This is a genomic window from Butyricicoccus pullicaecorum DSM 23266 (assembly GCF_900167005.1).
GTDB lineage: Bacteria > Bacillota > Clostridia > Oscillospirales > Butyricicoccaceae > Butyricicoccus > Butyricicoccus pullicaecorum.
In genome coordinates this window covers 431,088-457,006 of the sequence record NZ_FUXW01000002.1, presented here as the reverse complement: position 1 = coordinate 457,006, position 25,919 = coordinate 431,088, and the positions used below count along the sequence as shown (strand labels likewise).

22 protein-coding genes and 1 riboswitch are annotated in these 25,919 nt (G+C 47.7%); of the genes, 17 read left to right on the top strand and 5 right to left on the bottom strand.

What is annotated here, in order from left to right:
• Positions 1-46 precede the first annotated feature (46 nt).
• Complete coding sequence (locus B5D52_RS16740) at positions 47-331, bottom strand: hypothetical protein (RefSeq protein WP_330365054.1); 285 nt, start codon at positions 329-331, stop codon at positions 47-49.
• Here B5D52_RS16740 and B5D52_RS16225 point away from each other — a divergent pair.
• Genes B5D52_RS16225 through B5D52_RS06390 form a run of 3 tightly spaced genes read left to right on the top strand, consistent with a single transcriptional unit; the run spans position 330 to position 3,927 of the window.
• Positions 330-539, top strand: coding sequence for an SHOCT domain-containing protein (locus tag B5D52_RS16225; protein WP_178139594.1), 210 nt, complete (start codon positions 330-332; stop codon positions 537-539). The two genes, B5D52_RS16740 and B5D52_RS16225, sit on opposite strands and share 2 nt — an antisense overlap.
• Positions 540-589: 50 nt before the next feature.
• Positions 590-2,368 (top strand): recombinase family protein, encoded by a 1,779-nt coding sequence (locus tag B5D52_RS06395; protein WP_016146785.1) that lies wholly within the window; start codon positions 590-592, stop codon positions 2,366-2,368.
• Positions 2,350-3,927: a recombinase family protein gene (locus tag B5D52_RS06390; protein WP_016146784.1), complete on the top strand. Its 1,578-nt coding sequence runs from the start codon at positions 2,350-2,352 to the stop codon at positions 3,925-3,927. Before B5D52_RS06395 ends, B5D52_RS06390 begins: the two co-directional genes overlap by 19 nt.
• A gap of 100 nt (positions 3,928-4,027) precedes the next feature.
• On the opposite strand, the gene B5D52_RS06385 is transcribed toward B5D52_RS06390, so the two are convergent.
• Entirely contained in the window at positions 4,028-6,682 is a 2,655-nt protein-coding gene (locus tag B5D52_RS06385; protein WP_016146783.1) for a cation-translocating P-type ATPase, read from the bottom strand.
• A 376-nt stretch (positions 6,683-7,058) separates the two neighbouring features.
• Positions 7,059-8,963: a heavy metal translocating P-type ATPase gene (locus tag B5D52_RS06380; protein ID WP_016146782.1), complete on the bottom strand. Its 1,905-nt coding sequence runs from the start codon at positions 8,961-8,963 to the stop codon at positions 7,059-7,061.
• A gap of 183 nt (positions 8,964-9,146) precedes the next feature.
• Between B5D52_RS06380 and B5D52_RS06375 the strand changes: the two genes are divergently transcribed.
• From B5D52_RS06375 to B5D52_RS06365, 3 genes are all read left to right on the top strand, one after another.
• Positions 9,147-9,710 (top strand): TetR/AcrR family transcriptional regulator, encoded by a 564-nt coding sequence (locus tag B5D52_RS06375; RefSeq protein ID WP_016146781.1) that lies wholly within the window; start codon positions 9,147-9,149, stop codon positions 9,708-9,710.
• A 133-nt stretch (positions 9,711-9,843) separates the two neighbouring features.
• Positions 9,844-11,991 carry a type ISP restriction/modification enzyme gene (locus B5D52_RS06370; RefSeq protein ID WP_143149482.1) on the top strand — a complete coding sequence of 716 codons (2,148 nt, stop codon included), beginning with the start codon at positions 9,844-9,846 and terminating at the stop codon, positions 11,989-11,991.
• A gap of 13 nt (positions 11,992-12,004) precedes the next feature.
• Positions 12,005-13,036, top strand: a complete 1,032-nt coding sequence (locus tag B5D52_RS06365; RefSeq protein ID WP_016146779.1) for a Shedu anti-phage system protein SduA domain-containing protein — start codon at positions 12,005-12,007, stop codon at positions 13,034-13,036.
• Between the two features lie 323 nt (positions 13,037-13,359).
• Here the strand turns inward: B5D52_RS06365 and B5D52_RS06360 are convergent, their stop codons facing one another.
• A complete protein-coding gene (locus B5D52_RS06360; RefSeq protein WP_016146778.1) occupies positions 13,360-14,250 on the bottom strand; it encodes a LysR family transcriptional regulator in 891 nt (296 codons plus the stop codon).
• A gap of 139 nt (positions 14,251-14,389) precedes the next feature.
• Here B5D52_RS06360 and B5D52_RS06355 point away from each other — a divergent pair, with 139 nt between their 5' ends.
• Genes B5D52_RS06355 through B5D52_RS06335 form a run of 5 tightly spaced genes read left to right on the top strand, consistent with a single transcriptional unit; the run spans position 14,390 to position 17,794 of the window.
• Positions 14,390-14,971, top strand: a complete 582-nt coding sequence (locus B5D52_RS06355) for a sugar O-acetyltransferase (protein WP_016146777.1) — start codon at positions 14,390-14,392, stop codon at positions 14,969-14,971.
• On the top strand, positions 14,968-15,510 hold the full coding sequence (locus tag B5D52_RS06350) for a flavodoxin family protein (protein ID WP_016146776.1): 543 nt from the start codon (positions 14,968-14,970) through the stop codon (positions 15,508-15,510). The genes B5D52_RS06355 and B5D52_RS06350 overlap by 4 nt, the downstream gene beginning before the upstream one ends.
• A gap of 11 nt (positions 15,511-15,521) precedes the next feature.
• On the top strand, positions 15,522-16,499 hold the full coding sequence (locus B5D52_RS06345; RefSeq protein ID WP_016146775.1) for an alpha/beta hydrolase: 978 nt from the start codon (positions 15,522-15,524) through the stop codon (positions 16,497-16,499).
• A gap of 25 nt (positions 16,500-16,524) precedes the next feature.
• The gene (locus B5D52_RS06340) at positions 16,525-17,025 is read left to right on the top strand and encodes a cyclophilin-like fold protein (protein WP_073993826.1); all 501 of its coding nucleotides are present in this window, start codon (positions 16,525-16,527) and stop codon (positions 17,023-17,025) included.
• A 10-nt stretch (positions 17,026-17,035) separates the two neighbouring features.
• Positions 17,036-17,794 carry a carboxymuconolactone decarboxylase family protein gene (locus B5D52_RS06335; protein ID WP_016146773.1) on the top strand — a complete coding sequence of 253 codons (759 nt, stop codon included), beginning with the start codon at positions 17,036-17,038 and terminating at the stop codon, positions 17,792-17,794.
• A 186-nt stretch (positions 17,795-17,980) separates the two neighbouring features.
• Here the strand turns inward: B5D52_RS06335 and B5D52_RS06330 are convergent, their stop codons facing one another.
• The gene (locus tag B5D52_RS06330) at positions 17,981-18,865 is read right to left on the bottom strand and encodes an AraC family transcriptional regulator (RefSeq protein ID WP_242825612.1); all 885 of its coding nucleotides are present in this window, start codon (positions 18,863-18,865) and stop codon (positions 17,981-17,983) included.
• A gap of 142 nt (positions 18,866-19,007) precedes the next feature.
• On the opposite strand from B5D52_RS06330, the gene uxaC reads away from it, so the two are divergent.
• From uxaC to B5D52_RS06300, 6 genes are all read left to right on the top strand, one after another.
• Positions 19,008-20,414 (top strand): glucuronate isomerase, encoded by a 1,407-nt coding sequence (gene uxaC / locus B5D52_RS06325; RefSeq protein ID WP_016146771.1) that lies wholly within the window; start codon positions 19,008-19,010, stop codon positions 20,412-20,414.
• Positions 20,415-20,429: 15 nt separating this feature from the next.
• Entirely contained in the window at positions 20,430-21,479 is a 1,050-nt protein-coding gene (gene uxuA / locus B5D52_RS06320; protein WP_016146770.1) for a mannonate dehydratase, read from the top strand.
• A 67-nt stretch (positions 21,480-21,546) separates the two neighbouring features.
• Complete coding sequence (locus B5D52_RS06315; RefSeq protein ID WP_016146769.1) at positions 21,547-22,395, top strand: SDR family oxidoreductase; 849 nt, start codon at positions 21,547-21,549, stop codon at positions 22,393-22,395.
• A gap of 42 nt (positions 22,396-22,437) precedes the next feature.
• Positions 22,438-23,469: a TRAP transporter substrate-binding protein gene (locus B5D52_RS06310; protein WP_016146768.1), complete on the top strand. Its 1,032-nt coding sequence runs from the start codon at positions 22,438-22,440 to the stop codon at positions 23,467-23,469.
• A 15-nt stretch (positions 23,470-23,484) separates the two neighbouring features.
• Positions 23,485-23,976 (top strand): TRAP transporter small permease, encoded by a 492-nt coding sequence (locus tag B5D52_RS06305; RefSeq protein ID WP_016146767.1) that lies wholly within the window; start codon positions 23,485-23,487, stop codon positions 23,974-23,976.
• A 3-nt stretch (positions 23,977-23,979) separates the two neighbouring features.
• Positions 23,980-25,281 (top strand): TRAP transporter large permease, encoded by a 1,302-nt coding sequence (locus B5D52_RS06300; RefSeq protein ID WP_016146766.1) that lies wholly within the window; start codon positions 23,980-23,982, stop codon positions 25,279-25,281.
• A gap of 342 nt (positions 25,282-25,623) precedes the next feature.
• Positions 25,624-25,814, top strand: a riboswitch (cobalamin riboswitch).
• Positions 25,815-25,919: the final 105 nt, after the last annotated feature.

Genomic DNA, 25,919 nt, shown 5'->3' with positions numbered 1-25,919 from the left:
GGCGCAGGGCATGGGCTACGGTGCAATCGCCCGGAAAGTCGGGATCTCAGAAAATACAGTAAAATCCTTCTGCCGCAGGAACGCACAGAAAGCAGAAGCACCACAGCAGGATACCAAAAGTCGGGTACACCACTGCCTGTGCTGCGGGGCGCCGATTGCCCAGCACGTCGGTCGGAAGGAGAAAAAGTTCTGCTCTGACAAATGCAGGAACAAGTGGTGGAATGCCCATCTTGATCAAGTTGACCGCAGGGCGATCCGGGGGGTCACCTGCGCAAACTGCGGCAGGACCTTTTCGGTTTACGGGCGCGCCGAGAGGAAGTACTGCAGCCATGCCTGCTACATCCAGCATCGGTTCGGAGGTGGCGCGGATGAGTAAGGAGCAGCTGACGAATGAAAAGCTCTACCAGGCGACCATGAGCATGGTCAGAAAGATGCTCGCAGAGGGGCTTATCTCCGAGGAAGAGTACCGTCAGATCGATACAATGTTTCTGGAGAAATACCGCCCTGTTTTCGGCACATTATTTTCCGAAATCCGTTGACTTTACGCACCTTTAGAGTGATGTATAGAAGCGGAAAGGAGGGCGATTTCATGCCGAATTTAAGAAAAATCGAAGCGGCCGTTCCCGCCATCCGGGAAAAGAAAAAGGTGGCCGCTTATGCCAGAGTGTCCATGCAGTCGGAACGGATGCTCCACTCCCTTTCCGCACAGGTGAGTTACTACAGCGGGCTGATCCAGAAGAACCCGGACTGGGAGTATGCCGGGGTCTACGCAGACGATTTTATTTCCGGTACCAACACGGTAAAGCGCGACGAGTTCAAGCGGATGCTTGCCGACTGCGAAGCCGGCAAGATCGACATCATCCTGACAAAGAGCATCTCGCGGTTTGCCAGGAATACGGTGGATCTTCTGGAAACGGTGCGGCGTTTGAAAGACTTAGGCGTTGAGGTGCGGTTCGAGAAGGAACGTATCCGCTCTATGGACGGGGACGGCGAACTGATGCTGACCATCCTGGCGTCCTTTGCCCAGGAGGAAAGCCGCAGCATTTCCGACAATGTGAAATGGGGCATCCGAAAGCGGATGCAGAACGGCATCCCCAACGGCCACTTCCGCATCTACGGTTATCGATGGGAGGGTGACGAACTGGTCATCGTGCCGGAGGAAGCGGAAATTGTAAAGCGGATATTCCAGAACTTCCTGGACGGGAAATCCCGGTTGGAAACCGAGCGGGAGCTTGCTGCCGAGGGCATCACAACCAGGGACGGCTGCCGCTGGGTGGATTCCAACATCAAGGTGGTACTGACCAATGTGACCTACACGGGAAACCTTCTCCTGCAAAAGGAGTTTATCTCCGACCCTATCTCCAAGCAGCGGAAAAAGAACCGAGGGGAACTTCCCCAGTACTATGTGGAGGACACCCATCCTGCCATCATCGACAAGGCCACTTTTGACTTTGTACAGGAGGAGATGGCAAGGCGCAGGGAGCTTGGCGCACTGGCAAATAAGAGCCTGAACACGTCCTGCTTTACGGGAAAGATCAAATGCCCATACTGCGGGCAGAGCTATATGCACAACAAGCGGACAGACCGGGGCGATATGGAGTTCTGGAACTGTGGCAGTAAGAAGAAAAAGAAGAAAGGCACCGGCTGTCCTGTGGGCGGCACCATCAACCACAAAAACATGGTTAAAGTCTGTACGGAAGTTCTGGGGCTTGATAAATTTGATGAAGCCATCTTCTTGGAAAAGGTGGACCATATCGATGTGCCAGAACGCTATACGCTGGAGTTTCACATGGCGGATGGCTGTGTGGTAACAAAGGACTGCCTGAACACGGGGCATCGGGACTGCTGGACACCGGAGCGGCGTGCTGAAGTGTCCATGAAACGGCGCAAGAACGGCACGAATCCCATCGGTGCATCCTGCTTCACGGGGAAGATAAAGTGCGTATCCTGCGGCTGTAATTTCCGCAAGGCAACACGGAACTGCAAAGATGGCAGCAAGGTCAGCCACTGGCGGTGCGCAGAGCATAACGGTTGCGATTCCCCCAGCCTGCGGGAGGATTTGCTGGAACAGATGGCCGCAGAGGTACTTGGGCTGGATGCGTTTGACGCCGCCGCTTTTCGTGAGAAGATCGACCGAGTTGAGGTGCTTTCCTCTTCAGAACTCCGCTTCTGTTTTAAGGATGGCAGAACCGTAAGCCGCAACTGGCAGCCGCCGGAACGTGTGGGGCGGCCTTGGACTGAGGAGCAGAGGGCAAAATTTAAGGAATCCATTAAGGGCGCCTATACGCCAGAGCGGCGCCGGCAGATGAGTGAACACATGAAGCAATTACGGAAGGAGCGTGGAGACAAATGGCGCAAAGAAAAGTAACGGCGATTCCGGCGACCATCACGAAATACACCGCCATCCCCATCGGCAGCAAGCAGAAACGCCGCGTTGCCGGGTATGCCCGCGTCTCCACCGACCATGAGGACCAGGTCACCAGCTACGAGGCGCAGGTGGACTATTACACGAATTACATCAAGGGGCGGGACGATTGGGAGTTTGTTGCCATCTATACGGATGAAGGGATTTCTGCAACGAACACCCGGCGGCGCGAGGGCTTCAAGGCAATGGTGGCGGACGCCCTTGCCGGGAAGATTGACCTCATCGTCACAAAGAGCGTCAGCCGGTTTGCCAGAAATACCGTGGACAGTCTAACCACGGTACGGATGCTGAAGGAAAAAGGCGTGGAGATTTATTTCGAGAAGGAAAATATCTGGACGCTGGACGCCAAGGGCGAGCTGCTCATCACCATCATGTCCAGCCTTGCCCAGGAGGAGAGCCGGAGCATTTCGGAGAACACCACCTGGGGCCAGCGGAAGCGGTTCGCAGACGGCAAGGCGAGCGTGGCCTACAAGCGGTTCCTGGGCTATGACCGGGGGCCGAACGGCGGCTTTGTGGTCAATCCGGAGCAGGCAAAGACTGTCAAGCTGATTTACAAGTTATTTCTGGACGGGCTGACCTGCCACGCCATCGCCAAGGAACTGACGGGGCGGAAACTTCCGACCCCTGGCGGCAAGGCAGTCTGGAGCCAGAGTACCGTCCGCAGTATCCTTACCAATGAGAAGTACAAGGGCGACGCCCTCCTGCAGAAGGAGTTCACGGTGGACTTCCTCCAGAAGAAAACAAAAAAGAACGAGGGCGAGGTCCCGCAGTACTATGTGGAGGGCAACCATGAGGCTATCATCGATCCGGTAACCTTCGATTATGTCCAGGCAGAGATGGCGAGACGGACAAAGGACAAGCACCGCTACAGCGGCGTGAGTATGTTTTCCTCGAAAATCAAGTGCGGTGAATGCGGGTGCTGGTACGGCTCCAAGGTCTGGCACTCCACGGACAAATACCGCCGGGTCATTTACCAGTGCAACCACAAATACAAAGGCGGGAAGCCATGCGGCACGCCCCATGTCACGGAGGAGCAGGTCAAGGACGCTTTCGTCCGGGCAGTCAACATCCTGCTCTCAGAGAAGGAAGAATTATCTGCCAATGTGCAGATGGTCATCGCCATGCTGTGCGACAGTGCAGAACTGGAAAAGCGACAGACAGAACTGAAGGAAGAACTGGAGGTCGTGGTTGGCCTGGTAGAGCGGTGCGTGACGGAGAATGCCCGTGTCGCCCTCGATCAGGACGAGTATACCGAGCGTTATAACGGGCTGGTCAGCCGCTATGAAGCGGTCAAGGCACAGTTTGATGAGGTAACTCAAACGGTCTCCGATAAAGCCGACCGCAAAAAGCTGCTGGAGCAGTTTCTCCATACGGTGGAGACGCAGAAGCCGATTGCAGAATTTGACGAACGGCTATGGTCGAGCCTGGTGGATTTTGTGATGCTGTACAGCGAGAAGGACATCCGAGTGACCTTTAAGGATGGAACGGAGATACAGGCATAAGAGAAGATGATATAGAGAAGCGGCTTAGCTGTAAAAATTGGATGTAGTCCCTGCTTTTATTGGCTTTAGAAAGGCGGAGGAAACCCCTCCGCCTTTCTACTTATTTATGGATATGTTTTTTAATCGCTTTTACGATTTCCACTTGCAGGATCGACATAAGGGACAATCCTATGACGATCAGCCACTGTGTGCCATCCAACAAGGTCAATTGGAACGCACTTTGCAGTGCAGGGACAAACAGGATGCACGCCATCAGAAGGGCGGACACCACGAAGGAAATAATCAGCCAGGGGTTGATCCCCTCTGCCCGCACCCAGATAGGCTCCGTATTGGAACGCTGGTTAAAAGCGCGAAGCATCTGAGAGAAGGCCAGCACACAGAACGCCATTGTCTGACCGGTCACATGACCGCCCATGCTTGCGCCGATCCAGTAAGCGCAGGTGGTCATGGCCGCCACAAAGATGCCTTGTATAATAACACGGCGTACCAGATCTTTTTCAAACAGAGTGCCCGATTTTACTGGCTTATGCTTCATAATGTTCTTGCTGGCCGGATCAACACCCAGTGCCAGGGCAGGCAAGGTAGCCGTGGCAAGGTTTACCCACAAAATGTGAACGGCCAGAAGGGGTGCATCCCAGTTAAATAGGGTTGCAACAAACAAGGTTAGAATTTCTGCGATATTACCAACCAAAAGGAACTGGATTACCTTCTGGATATTGCGGTAGACACGGCGGCCTTCCTTGATAGCATAAGCAATCGTGGTAAAGCTGTCATCCAGCAAGATCATGTCGGCGGCATCCTTTGCCACATCCGTACCGGTGATACCCATCGCAACACCGATGTCCGCTGCTTTCAGGGCGGGGGAGTCATTGACGCCGTCACCCGTCATGGCCGCTACTTCGCCAGTGCGTTTCAAACTCTGGATGATACGCAGTTTATCCGCAGGGGATACGCGGGCGAAGACGGTCGTTGTTTTTACCGCATCGTCCAACTCGTCTTCCGTCATCGTATCCAGTTCCTCACCGGATATGACGGTGTTGCCTTCTCGGTAAATATCCAGCTCTTTCGCAATGGCAAGGGCTGTCACCTTATGGTCGCCGGTGATCATAATCGTTCGGATGCCCGCCTGACGGCAGGTGCGTACAGAGTCGGCCACCTCTTTTCGGGGCGGGTCGATCATTCCGGTCACACCCACAAAAGTCATGTCAAATTCCACATTCTCATCATCATCTGTGGGCAGTGCCGTGAGGGTACGCATAGCAAAGCCCAGCACACGCAAAGCGTCCTCCGACATGGATAGGCAAAGTTTTGTAATGTTTTCTTTGTCAGCCCCCGTGATGGGCCGCACACCTTCCGAAGTCAGAATGTGGGTGCACAGAGGCAGCATTTCATCCACCGCACCCTTGGTATAAGAAACCCACTTCTCATGGATGCGGTGAACAGTGGTCATCCTCTTACGCTCAGAATCAAAAGGCTGCTCAAAAAAGCGGGGATATTCATCCTCCAGGGCTTCATGGTCGATTCCAAACGCCTGTGCCATATAGATCAGCGCGCCCTCTGTGGGGTCGCCGATGATTTCTCCCTTTCTATCTGGGTCAAGGCTGGCGTCATTACAAAGAGCTGCTGCATAAACCAATTCTCTATATACCGCAGGATGCTGTTTGGCGGCATTTTCAATCGGGGTAGTTGTGCCGTTTTCAAAATCTCCGTTGACTGCAATATGTGTTACCGTCATTTTATTGAGTGTAAGAGTACCGGTTTTATCGGAGCAAATGACAGTTGCACCACCCAGAGTTTCCACGGCGGGCAATTTGCGAATCAACGCATTTTTCTTTGCCATACGCTGCACGCCCAGTGCCATCACAATCGTGGCTGTGGCAGGCAGACCTTCCGGGATGATGGAAATTGCCAGCGAAATCGCGACCAGAAACTGCGGAATCAGCGGGCGCTGATAGAAAGCGCCGATGGCAAAGATCAGGGCACAGACGATTAGTCCAACGATGGTCAGAGTCTTACCAACCGCATTCAGTTTCCGCTTTAAGGGTGTATCCGTATCGTCCTGATTGTCCAGCATACCGGCGATATTACCTACCTCGGTATCCATGCCGGTGGCTACTACAACGCCGGTCGCTCGTCCGTATGTGACAATGGCTGAGGTGTACGCCATATTACTGCGGTCACCCAGAGGGCAGTCTTCTGGCAGAATATCTTCTGCTTCCTTTTCAGAAGGGACGGATTCGCCGGTCAAAGAAGCCTCCTGCACTTTCAAACTGGCGGAATCTATCAGGCGTAAGTCCGCCGGAACCATATCTCCATCGCCAAGCATCACAACGTCACCCACTACCAACTCGCTGGCGGGTATAACGCTCTCCTCCCCCTGGCGCAAAACCCGAGCCGTTGGGGCACTCATATTGCGCAGAGCTTCCAGAGAGGACTGTGCTTTCTTTTCCTGCACAATACCGATGACGGCGTTGACGATTACAATAATAAAGATTACCGCCGCCTCTGTCCACTCCTGTAAAATTGCGGAAAAAGCGGATGCGCCGATGAGGATAAGTACCATCGGGTCAATGATCTGCGCTTTCAGCATTTGAAGAATGGTTTTGGGCGGTTTCGAGCGCAATGCATTGCGCCCATATTTTTCCAGCCTTTCGGCAGCCTCGGCATCACTTAATCCTTCCTCGGAGGTATGTAAAGTCTCATAGACCTCCGTAAGTTTCAGTGCGTGCCAAGGCGTCTGTCTGTGTCGATCCATGATGGATCAATCACTCCTTTCTTTGATAAAATTTATATTCTGACCGCCTTTCAGCGGTGGTCAGCAAAAAGAAACACAAAAAGACATAGCCTGCTGTCTAACGGTTAGACGCAGGTTATGCCTATATATAAAACGTATTTAATTTACAGTGAATGTTACTTCGGTCAGCGTCGCTACTGTCGGCGTCGTCCATTGCGATTGTTTCAATTCCTTTCTTCAACGTGTTTTTTATATTATACAGGAGATGTTGTAATAAGTCAAGAGGCAAAATGCGATTTGGCGTTTTGCATATATTCCATCCAAAGAGAGCGGTTTGCAACCGCAGAACAAACAGAGAGATCCCCGCTTTTGCGGCAGGGGTCTCTCTGCATCAGAATTATTCAAACTTCCTGTCGTACAGCAGCGCCGCGATCAGAACCACAAAGCAGGAACCTGCATTGTGTACCAGTGCGCCGGTAACCGGAGTGAGCAGCTCCAACAGGGAAAGCACGATTGCCACAAAGTTGATGCACATAGACAGAGTAATGCTGAACTTGATGGTCTTTACCGTAGCGTTGGACAGCCGTTTCAAATAAGGGATCTTAGAAATATCATCGCTCATCAGGGCAATATCAGCGGCTTCCACTGCAATGTCGCTTCCCATGCTTCCCATAGCCACGCCTACATCTGCGGTTTTCAGGGCAGGCGCATCATTTACACCGTCACCAATCATGCAGACTTTCCGCCCAGCTTCCCGCAGGGCTTCTATATTCTGCACCTTTTCCTCCGGCAGCAATTCGGCCCGCACCTCGGAAATGCCTACCTGCTTTGCAAAATAGTCGGCGGTTTTCTTGTGGTCGCCGGTGAGCAGGACGGTACTCGTGTGCATGGCATTTAGGCGAGAAACCATGTCTTTTGCTTCGGGCCGCAGCACATCGGACAGGGCAATTACCCCAATACAGGTGTCTTTTTCCGCCACAAGAATCGACGCTTTCCCTTCGGTACGGAGTTTTTCCAGTGTGCTGTGAACCTGCCCATCAATGGAGACGCCACGTTCCGTGAGATACTTTTCATTGCCACAGAGCAGACTCCTGCCATCCACATTTGCGGAAATACCTTTACCGGCAGCCATCTTGAAATTCTCGGATTCCGTTAAGGGCAAATTCTGACCTTTTGCTCTGGCTACGATTGCTTTACCCAGAGGGTGTTCGCTTTTCGCCTCAGCAGACGCTGTTAAAGTAAGTAGTTCCTTCTCCGTGAGGGTGGAATCAAAGGGAATGACATCGCTGACCTCCAACCGGCCATAGGTAAGCGTGCCGGTCTTATCGAAAGCAATCGTGTCTACTTTTCCCATCTTTTCCAATGATTCACCTGATTTAATAATGACACCATGCTTCGTGGCCTGCCCGATGGCAGCCATAATAGCGGTGGGGGTTGCAAGCACCAGAGCGCAGGGACAAAATACGACCAGTACCGTGACACCTGTAACGATATTTCCTGTAAATGCATAGGCCAGAATAGCGATCAGCAGAGCCACCGGCACCAGCCAGCTTGCCACCCGGTCGGCGATACGCTGCATGGGGGCTTGCTTATTCTCGGCGTCCTCCACCATGCGGATCAGCTTTTGCAGGGAGCTGTCCTTGCCAACTTTTGTTGCCGTAATGTCAATGGCTCCAAAACGATTAATCGTACCGCAGAACACCTCATCCCCGACAGTTTTATCTACGGGGAGAGATTCGCCGGTCATAATGGACTGGTCTACTGATGTCTCCTCAGTCAGGATTTTTCCGTCTACCGGGATAGTTTCACCGGCAAGAATACGCAGCACATCCGCTTTGCGGATTTCCTCTGCGGGTATCATTTCTTCCTTTCCGTCCCGGATGCGGCGTCCCTGGGTTGGGGCAAGGCTGATTAACTTTTTCAAGCCTTTTTTAGCCCTGTTCGTAGTGGCGTCCTCCAGCAGCGCACCCAGAGCCATGATAAAGGCGACTTCGCCCGCTGCGAACATTTCTCCAATGGCAAGCGCCGCAAACATGGCAATGCAGATGAGCAGTGCCGAAGAAATCTTTGCGATACCTCGATTATAAATGATTCGCCAGATCGCCAGATACAACAGGGGAATGCCGCTGATGATTACTGTCACCCATGCAGGGTCAAAAGGCAAAAAGCTCAAATGAATTTCTGTCCCTCCAAATTCCTCCATCAAGTGAGGAACCAGATCAATCAACAGGAAAACTCCTGCCACAATAGTCATCGGCAGACCGGCCAGAAAATCGTTGATTTTCTTCAATGTCTTTGCCATAGAATATCCTCCTCTCACGAAAGGCGCTTGACAAAGGCCAATTCCTTCCGTACAATGAATTTGATAGCGAACACCTTGTTCACTTTTATTGTATAGAGAAAGTGGCCGGATGGCAATAGATAATTTACGCTAAGTATTCGTTACCGAACACTTTTGGGAAATTGTACGGGAAGGAGAAAGCAAATGGATAGACGACAGCAAAAAACACGGGTGGCTATATTTCAGGCATTTGGTTCGCTCCTGGCGGAACAAAGCTACAGCCACATTACCGTGCAGGAAATTATAGACCGGGCAAATGTAGGGCGTACCACCTTTTACGCCCATTTTGAGACCAAAGACGAACTATTGAAGGCATTATGTGAAAATCTATTCGGACACATTATTTCCAGCGCAAAAGACTGTACCCATACCCACGGGCTATACTCAGATGGCAGTGCGCCGGAATCGATTTTTTGCCATCTGCTTCAACACTTGCAGGAAAATGACAATAATGTTCTCGAATTACTTTCCTGTGAGAGCAGCGAGATTTTTCTTCGCTATTTTAAGGATAGTCTAAGTGGGCTGATTCAATCTCAGTTTGTCGGGCAAAACCGTTACACCAATAAAGATTTGCCGGATGACTTTTTGATAAACCACATTTCGGGAAGTTTCGTGGAGATGGTGCTTTGGTGGATCAAAGGAAGGATGAAGCAGACACCAGAGGAATTAGATCGCTATTTTCGGGCTGTGATTGAACCAATTCTTTAATAAAAAGTAAAGGCGAAAATCGGAAAAAGCATAAAATAAAAGGCTGTCGCACTGAGTGAGACTCATGCGACAGCCTTATTTATAATTAAGACCATTCCATTCTGCACCTCTTCACTATCGTTAAAGGGGTGGCGTGTTCATCGTTAATGGGGTATCCGGTGCATCGTTACATTGTATCAATTTCGGTGTGGCAACGGATCCATGCTGTGGAACAGGATCTTTTTTAGAAGAAGTTATCTTAAACGATCCTAATGATGGAGCTTATAATCTGTGTGGATTTGAAATTTTACCTACACCATATATGCTTTCAAATTATCGGCTTTCCATAGTTAGCAGACAACATGGGGCTGGTGCACATACGGAAAACATTATGCTTGCAAACACATTGTGTAACGGTATGTTTGGCGAAGTTGTTGATGAGTCTACTATCGAGGGTGCAGAAATTGCCAGAGCCAGCACATGGGCAGAAATGCCCCTAAAGCTGATTATTGGCAACCCACCTTGCTCAGATTCCATGCGTCAAAATATTGATAGCGAATTTTCTTTTATAAACGGTTTAATGGATGATTTTCGCCCACCCAAAACAGCCCGTCGAGCAAGACAAAATATACAAAAGCAGATAAATAATCCGTTTATGCAATTTATCCGATGGAGTTGTGAGAAATTACTGAGACTGCAAAACAACTCTGTATTATCTCTGGTTGTTCCACTTTCGTTCCTGGAAGCAGAATCCTATAGGTACGCAAGGAAATATTTAATGGAACATTTCTCTAATATTTGGGTGGTTCCAATTGATGCTGATGCCAGAACAGGAATTCGCAGCAATAGTCTGTTCCATACTTTACAAGGTCGGGCGGTGATTATTCTTACCCGTAAATTCGGAGAGGATCCAGGATTTAGTGAGTATCAGTTTGTTGACTTTTCAAAGGGCAGTATATCCGAAAAAGAAAACTGCTTAAATCAAGATATAAACCAAGTTATAGGGCAGTTTAGAACATATAACATTGATGTAAACACACTGGCATTCTACCCAGCAAAGCCATTTGATGAGGATAAGTATAACTTGTTTTGGCCTATCAGTGATGACAATGATCATAATGCAATATTTATGAACCATTGTTCTGGTATTAAGCTTGCTCCTACGGCTTTGTTCACACATGTGAAAGCACCAATGTTAAAACGAAGAAGCAGAGATATTGCTGCTGGAGGTGTAGATGCTGCCCGAGAATGGTTTTCGGGTCAAGATAAGCCGCCTGTAGCCGAAAAAGTTGAAGCATTCCAATCTGCACTGAATTCCTGCGGTAATGCACCGGCAATGGATCAGCTTCTGAGTGAAAACATTGCCACATATTCTTTCAGACCGTATTTGACATCAAATGTGCTGCTCTGGGAGGATGTGCTAAAGAACTATTCAACAGTAGGTGGTGGTGGAACCAGACTGCGACCTGAAATAATAAAAGGGTTCAATCATCAGGGCACAATTGGCTTTGCAATGGCCCATGCCCCTAAGGATCTTCATCCCACATTAAGTCAGTTCGTTTCGTTCTGCTGGTATTATCCAGATAATGATATGTGCACAAGAGGAAATTCACATATCTATATGAACCAGTATTATGATAAGCGCAGAAATATGTATCGTTTGAATGTAAGTCCTGACCTTTTTGAGAAATTGGGGCCTGTACTGCAATGCAATTATGAAGAATTTGCATCGAGCATAGTTTTCTACGCTTATGCAGTATTGTGCTCTCAAGTATATCTGGATGAGTTTGAGGGTGCGTTGTTTACTGTGAATCAATCTGATATACGGGCTCGGATTCCGATGGTAGCAGATAGAGGATTATTTATCCGGATCCGTGATCTTGGGATTAGGCTTGCTGAACTTGAGAAAGCAGATTATCGCCCAGAAAATCTATTGGAGTTTGATTATGACATGATTTGTAGTCAAATTCCGAGAAATTTCCACTTAAGCAATTCTCCCCATCCGTTTGATGAAGAGAATGAGGAATTGGTTTTGACTGATGGAACAGAAATAATTAAAGTTCCGTGTCCAACGGCTTTGCAGAACTTGAACATCTCCGGATATGATGTGGTCAAAAATGTATGGTTAAAGTTTAATTCTTATAACTTTACGCACTGCGATTTTACTCCTCAGGATGCAGAAAAGTTGCTGAATTTCCTTAATACACTTGAAACACACACCAGAATTGTCGCAGAAATTGATAATCTTATGCCGTCGGTCTTGGAAGATGGTATGCCGTTGATCTCACCATCGGAAGACTAAAACGAGGTGCAAAATGCAATCTTCAATTATTAACAGAAAGCCAGCAAAAAATAATGAACAAATTGAATATTGCGAGGAGACTCTTTTGCACAAATCATCTCAGTCAAAAATTGCATTAGTACCATTCTTCATTCGACATTCAGATCCTAATCAAGAGAGAGATTTGTCCATAAAGGTTATTCACTACAAAAAAGCAGGACCAGCATATAAGCAAGATTGCGAAATCAATCTAAACCCTACTGCAGCTGGTATGCTTAAAGATAAGTTAAACGAACTGTTTGCTGTCAGGAGAGTGCCGGAGGAAGGAAATTTCTTAGTGATCCGAATGGGATCCGGGACTAAAGTTGATCTGAATGGGCTGGATTCGCACGATGTGGCAAAAGCGGTTATTTCAATTCTCGAAAATGAAGAAATCACAAAAAGCATAGATGCTGTTGATTTTTCAGATGATTTGGCTTTTGCATTCAGGAATTCCATTCGTGTGAAGGGGCTAATTAAAGCAATGCAAGAGTTGGAAGAGGCACTTGAAACAGAGGATAGCGAACAGTATTATCAGGAGTGGTGTGAAGAAAATGGCTGGATTTTTGGCAATCAATATGTCATGAAGGATGATGAACGAAAAATCTCTCGTAACGATACCGTTGATTTGTTGGCTACATCGGTCATATCTGGATTTCGTGATGTAATCGAGTTAAAAAAGCCATCTTTTACTGTGTTGAATTACGATTCCAGCCATGATTCCTACTATTTCTCTGCCGAGGTTTCTAAAGCTATCGGTCAATGCCACCGATACCTGGATGTGTTTTCTGAAGATGCAGCAAATGGATTAAGAGACAACCCTGAAATTGTAGCATATCATCCACGAGCCACTATCATTGTAGGCAGGAGTAATACTTGGGACCAACCTAAGCATAGGGCATTGTACGGGCTTAATAGCCGAATGAATGGCGTAACTGTTCTCACATACGACCATCTTCTCAGCCAAGGAAAAAGACTAATTGAGATCCTGCGAAATGATGAGAGCAAACATGACTTTAATTATTGAAATTGCGGAAGAAAACAGGTATAATGAGTAAGTCTTCTGGCAACACTTTGGCAACATAAAATCAGATAGCTTATACTATTCTGATAATGAGAATAATAATGATACGAGATGCAACTTCCACTAACTAAAAAAGCTTAGTTTTTCTTAAACAGGAGCGAGTGGGAATGATTTCAGATGTTATGGTGCAACCCGATTTTCACTCAATGTGCAAAATGATTTTCAATGAGGCTGCACGTAATTAAATAAGGCATTAGAAGAAAGACCTTGAGTTTTATCACTCAAGGTCTTTTTGTTTTACTTCCATACAGGCAAGATATATAGGCTTAATCTTCGCTATATTCCGCTAAATTCTTTTTGAGAGATTCCAGAAATAGTTCGGTTGGTTTAGAAAAGACCTGAGATTTTTTCCAAACCAAGTACATGTCTAACATCAATTTTGGCTTTAACGGACGAAAACATAGATTACTATTTGATGTATTAACGAGTTTATCCAAGGTAAAAGCGTAGCCCATGCCTTCGTCTACCATCAACGAAGCGTTGTAGATTAAATTATATGTTGCGACAGTATGAAGTTCAACTGGTTCTTTTCCTAACCAGCGATAAAGACCACTTTTATTTCCTACTTGGCGAGATAAAATCAGAGGCTTGTCCCATAAATCTTTTGGTGTAATGGTATTTTTCCCTGCGAGAGGAGAATCACGCCGCATTAAAACGCCCCAAATATCTTTCATGGGCAGTTCCATGTAGTTATATTTCATTTTATCGATATCGCCCAGAAGGATACCGAAGTCTAATAGCCCGCGATCCAAACGCTCGCACACATCGGCTGCATCTCCGCTGGTAATATGAAAAGAAATACCGGGATAGCTTGCCTGCAGTTGCTTCGCTGTTTTAGCGATTTGCCGTACACCGTCGGTTTCACCGGTTCCAATATAAATGTCCCCCGTAATCATTTCATCTGACTGCATGATTTCTTTTTCGGTACGGTTAACCAAATCTAAAATTTCTTCTGCACGCTTTCGCAAGAGTATGCCATCTTCGGTCAATGTGATTTTACGATTTCCGCGAATCATGAGTTGTTTTCCTAGTGTGTCTTCCAACTCTTTTAATTGTCTGGAAAGTGTAGGTTGCGTGAGATGTAACGATTGTGCGGCTGCTGAAATATTTTGTTCTCTCGCAACGGCAAGAAAGTATTGCAATACACGTAATTCCATAAAACTCACTCCTTAATGTCATTATAAATGAAAATAGCTATAGTTTTCAAGTATAGTAAGACATTGATTATAGGTATTTGTTATTATATATCGAAGATGTTACAATAAAAATAGCTAACATGCTATGCTGGAGGTTGTAATGGAGTTAAAAGATTTTTTAGATCATCTTAATAGTGGAAATGCGGTGACAGGAGGCGGTGCAGTTCATCTATTTATGCATCGCGTCAGTCAAGAAGCATTGAAGATTACGTCAGAAATCAATGGGAGCTATCACGAACCTGAAGAGCTGAGAAGATTATTTTCGAAGTTGATTGGAAAAGAAGTGGATGAAAGTTTTGCATTATTTCCACCGTTTTATACGGACTGCGGAAAAAATATTACGATTGGCAAAAACGTATTCATCAATATGGGCTGCAAGTTTCAAGACCAGGGCGGTATCTTCATCGGAGATGGAACATTGATTGGACATAATGTGGTTTTGGCGACGCTAAATCATGCGATGTCACCCAAGGAACGCAGTACCATGATTCCAGCACCGATTCGCATCGGAGAAAATGTATGGATTGGTGCAAATGCTACGATTCTATCAGGCGTTACGATTGGGGACGGTGCGATTATTGCAGCCGGAGCCGTTGTGACAAAGGATGTTCCGAAAAATACCATAGTAGCTGGAGTCCCTGCAAGAGTCATGCGAGAAATTGATGAGGAGGAAAATGTATGAGTAAGAATGTTTTAATTATTTCGACCAGCTCTCGTAAAGGCAGCAATTCGGATCTGCTGGCGGACGAGTTTTTACGTGGTGCACAGGAGGCAGGTCATAAAGTAGAGAAGATTACATTGAGAGATAAGCAGATTGGATTTTGCCAGGGATGCTTGGCTTGTTTAAATACTGGACGCTGTGCCATAGCTGATGATGCTAACACAATTGTACAGAAAATGTTGGTTGCTGATGTGATTGTATTTGCAACACCGATTTATTACTACGAGATGTGTGGCCAGATGAAAACCATGCTGGATCGCTCCAATCCGTTGTATGGCTCTGATTATCGTTTCCAAGACATTTATTTACTGGCAGCTGCTGCGGAAGAAGACGACAGTACAATGGATGGTGCGATCAACGGTTTGCAAGGATGGATTGCCTGCTTTGAAAGAGCACATCTTGCAGGAACGGTCTTCGGCGGTGGTGTAGGTGCAGCTGGAGAAATCAAAGGACATCCTGCACTGCAAAAAGCCTATGAGATGGGCAAGGCGGTTGGATAAAAGGAGTATTTATGATGGAAGAAAAATTGAATTTAACTTCAGAGTGGGATAAAACATTTGCAAAAAGTCCCAAGGTAGATCATCAAAAAGTGACGTTCCATAATCGTTATGGTATTACATTGGCTGCTGATCTCTATATGCCTAAGGATGCACAAGGTAAATTACCGGCAATTGCGGTCAGCGGACCTTTTGGCGCTGTCAAAGAACAATCTTCGGGATTATACGCACAAGCTATGGCAGAACGTGGTTTTTTGACCATCGCGTTTGACCCTTCGTTTACGGGTGAAAGCGGTGGTATGCCTCGCTATGTTGCATCTCCAGATATCAATACCGAAGATTTTCAGGCGGCCGTTGATTTTCTGTCTGTACACGATCAGGCTGATCCGGAAAGGATTGGCATTATCGGTATTTGCGGATGGGGAGGAATGGCGCTGAATGCTGCCGCGATTGATACAAGAATCAAGGCTACCGTTGCTTCTACCATGTACGATATGACTCGAGTCACTGCAAAGGGATATTTTGATTCTGAAGATAGCGAAGCACTTCGATACGAGAAGCGAAAAGCACTCAATGCACAGAGAACAGTAGATTATAAGAATGGTACTTATGCCCGAGCGGGAGGGGTTGTAGATCCGCTGCCGGAAGATGTACCGTTCTTTGTCAAGGATTACTATGATTACTACAAGACCAATCGCGGATATCATGTTCGTTCGCTGAACTCCAATGATGGCTGGAATGTAACGTCTTCGCTTTCTTTCCTGAATATGCCGATTTTACAGTATAGTAATGAGATTCGAAGCGCTGTACTGCTTATCCATGGAGAAAAGGCGCATTCCTGCTATTTCAGCAAAGATGCATTTAAGCAGTTGACAGGAGACAATAAAGAACTGATGTTGATTCCGGATGCAGTTCATACAGATCTATATGATCGTGTAGATAGCATTCCCTTTGATAAAATGGCATGCTTCTTTAACACATATCTGAAATAACTTAGATTACGGAAAGGTGAGTCCTATGGTAAGACTATTTGGAATTCTTTTTGCAGCCCTCAGCCTTTCCGGCTGTGGAACAGGAGAGTTACCGGCAGATACTGAAATAACGCCAACTCCTTCGGTAGAAGAATCATACAACGAATCTTCGGATCAAAAAGAAGACAATCAGGAGGAATCTGCATTGAAGGTTACAGTTGGTGAGCATACATTCTATGCAACGTTCGCGGAGAATCCCTCAGCCGATGAATTTCAGGAGCTGCTTTCTCAAGGTGCAATCACAGTAGAAATGCAGGATTACGGTGGATTTGAGAAGGTAGGCTCACTTGATACAGAGCTTACGCGCACGGATGAACGCATTACCACAGAACCTGGCGATGTCATTCTTTATCAGGGGGATCAGATTACCATTTACTATGGTACGAATACCTGGAATTTTACCAGACTTGCCAAGATTGATGATCCGGAAGGATTGAAAGAGAAGCTTGGAAGCGGAACAATTCAAGCGACGTTTTCGTTGGAATAGGAGAATAACTATGGCAGTAAAACAGACAGCAGGCAGAGATGCACTCGGAGAGTTTGCACCTAAATTTGCACAGCTGAACGATGATGTGTTGTTTGGAGAGGTTTGGAGCAGAGAAAGTTTGCTTTCGCTGCGAGATCGCTCGCTCGTTACAGTCGTATCTTTGATGTCTCAGGGATTGGTAGATTCCTCGTTTCGGTATCACCTAATGAGTGCTAAGCAAAATGGAATCACCAAGACTGAGATGGCGGAGATTTTGACACATGCAGCTTTTTATGCGGGCTGGCCTAAAGCTTGGGCTGCATTCCGTATGGCAAAGGAAGTCTTCGAAGAAGAAATCACAGATTCTAATGCGGATGAGAAAGCGAAGCATCAAAATAGCATGATTTTCCCGATCGGACAGCCTAACGATGGATTTGCGCAGTATTTCGTCGGTAACAGCTATCTTGCACCGCTTTCGACTAGCCAGGTGGGCATTTACAATGTGACGTTTGAACCCAAATGCCGAAACAACTGGCATGTACACCATGCAGATCACGGCGGCGGCCAAATTTTGATCTGTGTAGCAGGAGAAGGCTATTATCAGGAATGGGGAAAAGAAGCACAGAAGCTGCATCCGGGTGATGTAGTGAATATTCCTGTGGGCGTCAAGCATTGGCACGGTGCAGCCCCCGATAGCTGGTTCTCACATTTGGCAGTTGAGGTTCCAGGTGTAAACTGCACAAATGAATGGCTGGAAAGTGTCAGTGATGAAGCGTACACGTCGCTCTAAGTGCCTCGAGACAGTTCATGAAATGGATTGTGTCGAGCGGGAGTATGAGTTCATTTACGTAAAATAAATACAGTCATATAGAAAGACCTTGCGCATTGATTGTGCAAGGTCTTTTTTTGTATCAATATTTATAAGAGCAGAAAAGGGTCGGTACCCGTAATTCATTACAAGTATCGGCCCTTTTGTTTATTTTCCAGGTTGAAATTCTTTTGGATTGCGTCCGAATTCTCGCTTAAAAGCTTTTAGGAAGTTCGAGTAATCATTAAAACCACAGCGCATACAGGCATCCATGACAGGGGAACCTGCACGGATCATATTTCTTGCCACTGTGACACGTTTTTTGATGATGAACTGATATAGGGTTAGTCCAGTATAGGTTTTGAACTGATGTGCCAAATGAGATTTGCTGATGAAGCAGACATCTGCCAGACGATCCAGAGTCAGGTCACTGGATAAATTGTCATTGATATATGCGACGACTTCGTTTATTTTTTCGTTTTCTGTGACATCCTTACGAATAGCATCTGGTGTTGCAAAATACGCACGATTTAGATAGACCAGAAATTCGATCAGATAAATATAGGACAAGGTGCTGCTGCCAAACTCACTGCCGTCTCTACTACGGAGCATTTTTTCACAGATGCCTTTCAGATGCGTGAGCACACCGCTCTCAGGGCGAATGAGTTTATACTTCTTGGCACTGGCATCGGTAAAGCACGCGGTAAGATCGGAGCCCAGTTCTTTGGTGCGTGTCAGGAAGTCCGGCTGAATCCAGATGACAAATCGTTCATAGGGTTTATCACTGTGAATATCTGGTTTATGAATATCGCGGTTATCGGTCAATAGAATGTCGCCCGGTCGTAATTGATAGGTACGGCCTTCAATCACATAAGAGACATCTCCAGACAGGAAAAAGAACACCTCAAAAAATTCGTGTTCGTGAAAGTCAATGACAGGGGGGATGGGATCGTAATAGTGATAGCACTCAAAATCCTGTCGTTCCATCGTTTGACGCAAGGTAAATATATCTTTGGGAGAATTCAACAAAATCATCTCCTTTTCTTTGGTCACGTTTATATTATATAGCAATTTTCACCAGGTTTCAAGCAGGATATTCCGAGAAGTATCATAAAATAGTTTGTATAATATAGGCATAAAGGAAAGAAAAAATTAGATTTCCGTTAGGAAATCATTAGAAAGAGAGGTATTTGGGATGAAAAGCTTTATTAGTGAAGATTTCCTTCTCACCACCGAGGCAGCACGCAGATTATACCATGAGCATGCGGAGCGTATGCCGATTTTCGACTACCATTGTCACTTGAATCCGAAGGAGATTTATGACAACAAGCAGTTTGCCGATATTGGCGAGGCATGGCTGGCAGGCGACCACTACAAGTGGCGCGTCATGCGTGCCAATGCAGTGCCTGAAAAGTATGTGACGGGTGAGGCAAGCTATCGTGAAAAGTTTGATCGATTCGCAGCTGTGATGCCTACTTTGATTGGCAATCCGATTTATCATTGGTCTCATCTGGAGCTCAAGCGTTTCTTCGGCATTGATGAGCTGTTGAACACACAGACCGCCGACCAGATTTGGGATCGTGCAAACAGCAAGCTGCAAAGCGCACAGGGTACCGCGCGTGCGCTGATTGCAGAGAGCAATGTACGTGCACTGTGCACGACCGACGATCCGATCGATGATTTGCAGTATCATCGTCTGCTGGCGCAGGATCAGAGCTTTCACACGAAGGTTCTGCCGACCTTCCGTCCGGAAAAGGCGCTTAATATTGCTGATCCTAACTATCCTGCGTATATGCAGAAGCTCGGCGCAGCAGCGAATGTATATATTCGCACCATCGATGATGTAAAGCAGGCACTGTCCAATCGAATTGACTACTTTGCATCTTGCGGCTGCCGTCTGTCCGACCACTCTTTCGGTTCTCCGGACTTTACCGTATGGGATGAGAGTGCAGCCGAAGAGGCGATGCAGAAGGCGCTGAAGGGTGAGGCGCTGCTCGATTACGAAGTCGCAGCATATCAGTCGTTCCTGATGGACTTCCTGGGTGAGCAGTACAGCAATCATGGCTGGACCATGCAGCTGCACATCGGCGCTATCCGCAACCTGAATACCAAGCTGTATCGCGCACTGGGCGCTGACGTTGGCGGTGACGCAATCGGTGATGTCGTATCGGCTGCTTCTCTGGCAGCGCTGCTCGACCGTATGGCGGTACGTGATAAGCTGCCTAAGACCATCCTGTACACGCTCAACGCAGCAGATAATGACAAGTTGATCGCTGCAGCTGGTTGCTTCCAGGATGAGAGCACGGCAGGCAAGGTACAGTTCGGCTCGGCATGGTGGTTTAACGATCACTACGACGGCATGACCGCACAGATTAAGTCGCTGGCAAATATTGGCGTACTCAGCCGTTTTGTCGGCATGCTGACCGACTCTCGCTCGTTCCTGTCTTATCCGCGTCATGAATATTTCCGCCGTATTCTCTGTGAGGTTGTCGGTGGCTGGATTGATCGTGGCATGGCACCGGAAGATTACGACGGTATCGGTCAGATGATTGAAGATATCTGCTTCAACAATGTTTGGAACTATATTGGACTGGATGCATAAAAGGAGGAAATTCACATGAAAATGTCGTTTCGTTGGTATGGCGAGTCCGATCCGGTATCTCTGGAGTACATTTCCCAGATTCCGGGTATGCACTCGATCGTCTCGGCTGTCTATGATGTAAAGCCGGGTGAGGTATGGCCGGAAGAGAGTCTGGCTAAGATGAAGGCACAGTGTGAAGCGCACGGCCTGGTATTCGATGTTGTTGAGTCCATTCCGGTATCCGAGGACATCAAGCTGGGTACCGACAAGCGTGACGCGCACATCGAAGCATACTGCGAGAATATTCGCCGCTGCGCAAAGTACGGCGTCAAGTGTGTTACCTACAATTTCATGCCGGTCTTTGACTGGACGCGCACCCAGCTGGACAAGAAGGCGCCGGACGGCTCAACCAGCCTTGTCATGTACTGGGATCAGATGAAGGGTCTTGATCCGCTCAAGGACGATATCAATCTGCCCGGTTGGGATGCAAGTTACACCCAGGATCAGGTACGTGATCTGATTCGTGCGTACGGTGAACTGGGTGAGGAAGGTCTGTGGAAGAACATTGAAATCTTCCTCAAGAAGGTCATTCCGGTGGCTGAGGAATGCGATGTTGTGATGGCACTGCACCCGGACGATCCCCCGTACCCGATCTTTGGTCTGCCGCGCGTTATCACCTGCGAAAAGAACCTGGATCGTTACCTGTCTATCGTAGATTCGCCGTCCAACACGCTGTGCCTGTGCACCGGTTCGCTGGGCTGCGCAAAGTTCAATGATATTCCGTCCATGGTACGCAAATACTCTTCTATGGGACGTATCGGCTTCATGCACATGCGTAACGTAAAGATCATGGACGACGGCTCGTTCGAGGAGCGCGCGCACTTGTCCGGCTGCGGCTCTCTGGATATGTACGAAATCGTCAAGGCGCTGGTTGAGACCGGTTTTGACGGCTATGTTCGTCCTGACCACGGCCGTATGATCTGGGGCGAGACTGGCAAGCCGGGTTATGGTCTGTATGACCGTGCACTGGGTGCAACCTATCTCAACGGTCTGTTCGAGGCTTGTGAGAAGTCGCTGGGTAAGTAATTGAAACGGTTATGCGCCTCAATTTTGAGGCGCATAAAGATATAGGAAGAAAAAGGAGAGAATCACCATGATGAAGAACGTTCTGAACACCGATCTGACTGGCAAGGTCTGCGTTGTAACCGGTGCGGGCGGCGCAATCTGCGGCATGTTCGCAAAGACGCTGGCACGTGCAGGCGGCAAGGTTGCTGTGCTCGATCTCAACGAGCAGGCAGCGCAGCAGGTCGCTGATGAGATCAACGCAGAGGGCGGCATTGCAAAGGCTTACAAGGCAAATGTGCTGGAAAAGGAGAATCTGGAAGCAGTTCACCAGCAGGTACTGGCTGATCTGGGTCCTTGCGATGTCCTGATTAACGGTGCAGGCGGCAACAATCCGCGTGCTACGACCGACAATGAATTCCACTTTGAGGCTAAGGACATCGAAGGCTGCAAGACTTTCTTTGATCTGGACAAGTCGGGTGTTGAATTTGTCTTTGCACTGAACTGGCTGGGCACGCTGCTTCCGACGCAGGTATTCGCTGTCGATATGATCGATCGTGATGGCAACATTCTGAATATCGCGTCCATGAACGCTTATACCCCTCTGACCAAGATTCCGGCTTATTCGGGTGCAAAGGCTGCAATCGTGAACTTTACCGAGTGGCTGGCAACTTACTTTGCAAAGTCTGGTATTCGCGTCAATGCAATCGCTCCCGGTTTCTTCGTTGGCAACCAGAATCGCCGTCTGCTGTTTAACGAGGACGGTACACCCACTGCACGTACTGCAAAGATTCTCGCAGGTACGCCCATGGGTCGTTTTGGTGAGCTCAACGAATTGGAAGGTGCTGTCTTGTTCCTGCTGAACAATGCTGCTGCCGGCTTTATCACTGGTGTCTGCATTCCGATCGACGGCGGCTATGCTGCTTACTCCGGCGTATAAGTCCGGGATAAGAAAGCATTCCGAAAGAAAGGGTGGAGCTTTATGAACAAGAGGATTCGTGCGGTAGCACTGACACTGGCGGCGGCGTTGACATTGGGTACGTTGGCTGGCTGCGGCGGTACGTCGACTGCGGAGGATAGGGAGATCATCCGCATCGGACACAACCAGTCCACGAACCATCCGACTCACATCGCTTTGGTTGCTTTTGAGGAATTCATTGAGAGTAAGCTGGGAGATAAGTATGATGTAGAAGTCTTCCCCAGTGAATTGTTGGGCTCTCAGAACGAAATGGTTCAGCTGACCCAGACGGGTGCAATCAACTTCTGTGTTGCTTCAAATTCGCTTCTGGAAACCTTCAGCCAGAACTATACGCTGTTTAATCTTCCGTATCTGTTTGCATCCAGCACGGCATACCATGCTTCGATGGATGATGAAAATATTACCGGACCGATCTTTGAGTCCACCAAGCAGGCAGGCTTTGAGGCTGTCACTTGGCTGGATGCCGGTACGCGTAATTTCTACACCGTAGATAAGCCTATTGAGACGCCTGCGGATCTGCGCGGTTTAAAGATCCGTGTCCAGCAGTCTCCGACCAATGTGCAGATGATGAATCTGCTGGGTGGTTCGGCAACGCCGATGGGCTTTGGTGATGTCTATACAGCGCTCCAGTCCAAGATCATCGACGGCGCAGAAAACAATGAGATGGCATTGACCGATAATGGCCATGGTGACGTATGTAAGTACTATTCGTACGACATGCATCAGATGATTCCCGATATTCTGATCGGCAATATTGCATTCCTCGACTCACTGAGCGAAGAGGAACGTGATATCTTCGAAGAGGGCTTTGATCTGGTTAACCAGGTCCAGCGTGAAGAATGGGTCACTGCGGTAGAGAAAGCAAAGGAACGTGCAGCCAATGAGCAGGGCGTTCAGTTCATTTATCCGGACACCAAACCCTTCCAGGAAGCCTGTGCGCCGATGCACGAGGCAATGCTCGAACAGTATCCTGATCTTGCGCCGATCTACGACGCTATCCAGGCATACAACGAGCAGTATCCGTCTGATTCATAAGGGAGGTGCCGGAAGATGAAAGCTTTAAGAAATGTGCTGACAAAACTGCTCAATGCGTTGGCAGGAATCAGCTTTATTGCAATGGTCATTCTGACTTGCTGGCAGGTTTTCGCGCGCTATATTCTGAAAAGTCCTTCGACTTGGTCGGAAGAGCTGGTATCGTATCTGTTTGCCTGGGCCAGCTTGCTTGGCGCATCCCTGATCACTGGCGAGCGCGGTCACATGAATATTCCGATTATCGTAGAACGTCTGAATGCCGGTGCGCAGAAGGCGCTTGGAATTTTTGGTGAAATCGTTGCCTTTGCCTTCTCGGCTATCATTCTGGTCTACGGTGGTATTCAGATCTCTCAGCTGGCGATGGGACAGATGACTTCGTCGCTTGGCGTTGCGGTTGGTGTTTTCTATGTGGTTATGCCTCTCTGCGGTATACTTAACATGATTTATACCATCCTCAACATTGCAGATATCTGTAATGGCGTCACACAAGAGAAGAAGGAGGAGGCGTAAGCTATGGCAATCCAGTCTTTATTGATTATCGTTGGTGTGCTGGCGGTTCTTCTGGTTGTCGGCGTACCGATCTCCTATTCTATCGGTATTTCCTCGCTGATTGCGATTTTGCAGACCGTTTCGATGGATGTATCGGTCGTAACAGGTGCACAGCGTATCTTCGTCGGCATGAGCAAATTCAGCTTGACGGCAATCCCGTTCTTTATTCTGGCGGGTAACTTGATGAATCAGGGCGGTATTGCAAAACGACTTGTTAATTTTGTTATGGCGATTCTGGGCAAGCTGCCGGGAGCGCTGCTTGTCACCAACGTCGGCGCAAATGCACTGTTTGGCGCAATTTCTGGTTCGGCCTCTGCAGCCGCGGCAGCAGTTGGCAGCATGGTAGAGCAGGGAGAAGAGGAGCAGGGCTATGATAAGGCTTTGTGTGCAGCAACGAATGGTGCGTCGGCTCCGTCGGGTCTGCTGATTCCGCCCTCCAATGCACTGATTACCTACTCGCTTGCGGCAGGCGGTACATCGGTTGCAGCATTGTTCCTCGCTGGTTATGTACCTGGCATCATCTGGGCACTGGCATGTATGGTGGTTGCCATCGTCATTGCAAAGAAAAAGGGATACAAGGGAACACCGGGTAAGTTTGATTGGAAGAATCTCGGTAAAGCAACACTGGCTGCGCTACCGTCCCTGTCTCTGATCATTGTTGTTATCGGTGGTATCGTCGGTGGTATTTTCACCGCAACAGAAGGCTCTGCAATCGCTGTCGTGTACGCATTGATTCTTGGTATCTGCTATCGCAATATCACGGTCAAGTCGTTCTGGAAAATCGTTGTTGATAGTGCGAAGATGAGCGGCATGGTCGTATTCCTGATTGGTGTATCCAACATTCTTGGTTGGGTTATGGCGTTCACCCAGATTCCGCAGGCGATTTCCGAAGCGCTGCTGGGTTTGACACAGAATCCGATTATCATTCTGCTGATTATGAATGTAATTCTGCTCATCGCAGGTACGTTTATGGATGTTACACCGGCAATTCTGATCTTTACGCCTCTGTTTTTACCCGTTGTAAAGACTTTCGGTATGGATCCGGTACAGTTCGGTCTGATTTTGGTGTACAACCTCTGCATCGGCAACATTACACCGCCGGTTGGCAATACGCTGTTTGTTGCAATCAAGGTAGGGCGATCTAGTCTATCTAAGGTGATGCCATACATGTTATGGTATTATATTGCAATCCTCATCGGTTTGCTGCTCGTCACCTACGTGCCCGTAATTAGTTTGGGGCTGCCGCAAATGGCAGGCCTGCTATAAGAGAAGAGAAGGATGCAAGCGTAAAATTGCTTGCATCCTTTTTCTTATATTATATGGTGGGAGATATGAAATTGTATTTAAAGAGAAAAGAAGCAATTTAAAATATGAATTATACAAAACGTAGGTAATATAAATTAAAACCAAAACAAAAAAATACTAAGAAAGAATAGTAAATTACCTTTACATCTATATTTCGCCCCTTTTGAATCACTCGAAATAGAACGATTTCTGGTCGCAATTTTTTGGACAATTTTATCAATTTTTAGGACAAATATCCTAGAGCCTTGTTGTATGATTGACAAGAGAAGAGGAACGCGATACAATGGAATAAATCAGATGGGACGATCAGTCCACCAAAGAGGTGCCTGCCTTTGGACAGGGTAAAAGGGAATTGGGTGAAAATCCCAAACGGGCCCGCCGCTGTAATGGAAGAGCCGCATGCAAATATATGGTCACTGGTAAACACACACCGGGAAGGCCGCATGTGACGTTGATTCCAGAGTCAGAAAACCTGCCTTTTTGGTCAATATACACGCAACGACGAGGAACGGATGCTGTGATGATAGGGGAATATACGGTCTGCCAAAGGTCCCAGATCGTTTTCTGAATTCAAATCGCAGCCACCTTTGATCTGTCAT

Bases quoted from the DNA above. Each gene is read 5' to 3' on its own strand.
- B5D52_RS06375 (WP_016146781.1), top strand. From the start codon at position 9,147: ATGGATAGACGACAGCAAAAAACACGGGTGGCTATATTTCAGGCATTT.
- B5D52_RS06315 (WP_016146769.1), top strand. From the start codon at position 21,547: ATGATGAAGAACGTTCTGAACACCGATCTGACTGGCAAGGTCTGCGTT.
- B5D52_RS06380 (WP_016146782.1), bottom strand. From the start codon at position 8,963: ATGGCAAAGACATTGAAGAAAATCAACGATTTTCTGGCCGGTCTGCCG.
- B5D52_RS06385 (WP_016146783.1), bottom strand. From the start codon at position 6,682: ATGGATCGACACAGACAGACGCCTTGGCACGCACTGAAACTTACGGAG.
- B5D52_RS06335 (WP_016146773.1), top strand. From the start codon at position 17,036: ATGGCAGTAAAACAGACAGCAGGCAGAGATGCACTCGGAGAGTTTGCA.
- B5D52_RS06365 (WP_016146779.1), top strand. From the start codon at position 12,005: ATGCAATCTTCAATTATTAACAGAAAGCCAGCAAAAAATAATGAACAA.
- B5D52_RS06300 (WP_016146766.1), top strand. From the start codon at position 23,980: ATGGCAATCCAGTCTTTATTGATTATCGTTGGTGTGCTGGCGGTTCTT.
- B5D52_RS06310 (WP_016146768.1), top strand. From the start codon at position 22,438: ATGAACAAGAGGATTCGTGCGGTAGCACTGACACTGGCGGCGGCGTTG.
- B5D52_RS16225 (WP_178139594.1), top strand. From the start codon at position 330: ATGCCTGCTACATCCAGCATCGGTTCGGAGGTGGCGCGGATGAGTAAG.
- uxaC (WP_016146771.1), top strand. From the start codon at position 19,008: ATGAAAAGCTTTATTAGTGAAGATTTCCTTCTCACCACCGAGGCAGCA.
- B5D52_RS06305 (WP_016146767.1), top strand. From the start codon at position 23,485: ATGAAAGCTTTAAGAAATGTGCTGACAAAACTGCTCAATGCGTTGGCA.
- B5D52_RS06360 (WP_016146778.1), bottom strand. From the start codon at position 14,250: ATGGAATTACGTGTATTGCAATACTTTCTTGCCGTTGCGAGAGAACAA.
- B5D52_RS06350 (WP_016146776.1), top strand. From the start codon at position 14,968: ATGAGTAAGAATGTTTTAATTATTTCGACCAGCTCTCGTAAAGGCAGC.
- B5D52_RS06345 (WP_016146775.1), top strand. From the start codon at position 15,522: ATGATGGAAGAAAAATTGAATTTAACTTCAGAGTGGGATAAAACATTT.
- B5D52_RS06340 (WP_073993826.1), top strand. From the start codon at position 16,525: ATGGTAAGACTATTTGGAATTCTTTTTGCAGCCCTCAGCCTTTCCGGC.
- uxuA (WP_016146770.1), top strand. From the start codon at position 20,430: ATGAAAATGTCGTTTCGTTGGTATGGCGAGTCCGATCCGGTATCTCTG.
- B5D52_RS06355 (WP_016146777.1), top strand. From the start codon at position 14,390: ATGGAGTTAAAAGATTTTTTAGATCATCTTAATAGTGGAAATGCGGTG.
- B5D52_RS06390 (WP_016146784.1), top strand. From the start codon at position 2,350: ATGGCGCAAAGAAAAGTAACGGCGATTCCGGCGACCATCACGAAATAC.
- B5D52_RS06395 (WP_016146785.1), top strand. From the start codon at position 590: ATGCCGAATTTAAGAAAAATCGAAGCGGCCGTTCCCGCCATCCGGGAA.
- B5D52_RS16740 (WP_330365054.1), bottom strand. From the start codon at position 331: ATGGCTGCAGTACTTCCTCTCGGCGCGCCCGTAAACCGAAAAGGTCCT.